We start from the raw sequence: 1,549 nt of genomic DNA, 5'->3' as shown, positions 1-1,549 counted from the left end.
TTCGGGGCTCACTTATTGCCTTATCAAGACAAAATACAAAAAGGACTAATGGATTGCTCAACCCTCACTATTCAAACAACAAAAAAGGCTGAAAAAGTCATTCCTTCAGCAAAAATCACAACAAAAGGCATGGGGGTGCTGTCTCAAGAGATTAAAAGACAAAGCATGCATTAAGAGGCTATCATTATGGAAAAGAAATATGAACTTACTGATGAAACAATCGAAGTTGATGGACATACTCTACGCCGCATATGTGCTTTAAAAGAATTTGGAATTATTAAAAAAGGTGCTCTAGGCGGCTTCATAGAAAAAGAAGACAACTTAAGTCATGAGGGCGACTGTTGGGTTTGGCATGATGCCGCGGTTTGTGATAACGCTAAGGTTTTTGGTAATGCACAGATATTCGAAAAATCAATAATTAGAGATAATGCCAAGGTTTATGATAATGCCCGTGTTTATGAAAATGCCAAGGTTTTTGGGCGTGCAAAAATTTACGACAATGCCCGTGTTTATGGCAATGCAGAGGTTTGTTGTGATGCCATGGTTTATGGTGATGCTCAAGTTTTTGGTGATGCGCATATTTATGACAATGCACAGATTTATGGTGATGCCATGGTTTATGGTGACGCGCATATTTATGACAATGCACAGATTTATGGTTATGCCAAGATTTATGGTGATGCGCATATTTATGGCGATAACGTCATGTCCACTGGAGAAAAATCATGGTGAAAAAATACGAATTAACTGATGAAACAATTGAGTTTGATGGAAAAACTCTTCACCGTATTCGTGCTTTAAGGGATTTTGATGATGTCAAAAAAGGAGATCTTGGTGGCTTTATTGAAAAGGAATATAACTTAGGTCATAAAGGCAATTGCTGGGTCTATGATGATGCCAAGGTGCTTGAAAGCGCTACCATTTTTCATAATGCCAAGATATTTGATGGCGCCTGTATTAGTGGAAATGCTTCAGTTTATTCTGATGCACAAGTTTACAGTCGTGCTGTTGTTTTTGGTAATGCCAACGTTTCTGGTAGTGCACATGTTTTTGGTGATGCTGTTGTTCGCGACAAATCTCATGTTTACGGTGATGCAGAAGTTTACAATAGCGCACTCATTTATGGTGATGCAAAAGTTTTTGAGAATGCACGAATAAAGAATAGTGCCAATGTTTACGACAATGCTCGTGTATATGGGAACGCAATAATTTGTGGTCCTGCTCTCATTTATAACAATGCTAAAGTTTATGGTGATGTCATTATATCATGCTCCAATTTCACGTATGAGGATGATATTAATTATGGAAATGTTGAGATTTTTGGAGATGCAAAAGTTTATGATAGTGCTCGCATTTATGACGCAGTCAAGATCTTTAGAAATGCCGAAATTCGTGGATTAGCTAATATTCGCGGAAACACGAGAATTCCTCAAGACATAAAAATTTAACAACCAACCAGCCTTTTAACACATGCGTGATTCACGCCACGGGGGAATTGCGCGCAATGTAGGAAACAAACATGACAAATTCTTCTTTAACAACCATGGCT

General features: G+C 38.1%; 3 protein-coding genes. All 3 read left to right on the top strand.

Translation table 11 applies throughout. From position 1 onward, the window contains the following. A partial coding sequence (locus ACFINC_RS09370; protein ID WP_375617038.1) for a phage antirepressor KilAC domain-containing protein occupies positions 1-174 on the top strand: 174 nt, incomplete at its 5' end. Between the two features lie 12 nt (positions 175-186). After that, on the top strand, positions 187-732 hold the full coding sequence (locus ACFINC_RS09365; RefSeq protein ID WP_375617037.1) for a hypothetical protein: 546 nt from the start codon (positions 187-189) through the stop codon (positions 730-732). Then, complete coding sequence (locus tag ACFINC_RS09360) at positions 726-1,448, top strand: hypothetical protein (RefSeq protein ID WP_375617036.1); 723 nt, start codon at positions 726-728, stop codon at positions 1,446-1,448. The genes ACFINC_RS09365 and ACFINC_RS09360 overlap by 7 nt, the downstream gene beginning before the upstream one ends. The last annotated feature ends 101 nt before the right edge of the window (positions 1,449-1,549 follow it).

This window comes from Bartonella sp. AP58NXGY, from assembly GCF_042195785.1.
GTDB lineage: Bacteria > Pseudomonadota > Alphaproteobacteria > Rhizobiales > Rhizobiaceae > Bartonella.
The sequence above is the reverse complement of the archived record's forward strand: the minus strand, read 5'-3'. Positions and strand labels throughout refer to the sequence as shown.

What these genes read in the sequence shown, in the direction of transcription:
- ACFINC_RS09360 (WP_375617036.1), top strand. Translation starts at nt 726, where the DNA reads ATGGTGAAAAAATACGAATTAACTGATGAAACAATTGAGTTTGATGGA.
- ACFINC_RS09365 (WP_375617037.1), top strand. Translation starts at nt 187, where the DNA reads ATGGAAAAGAAATATGAACTTACTGATGAAACAATCGAAGTTGATGGA.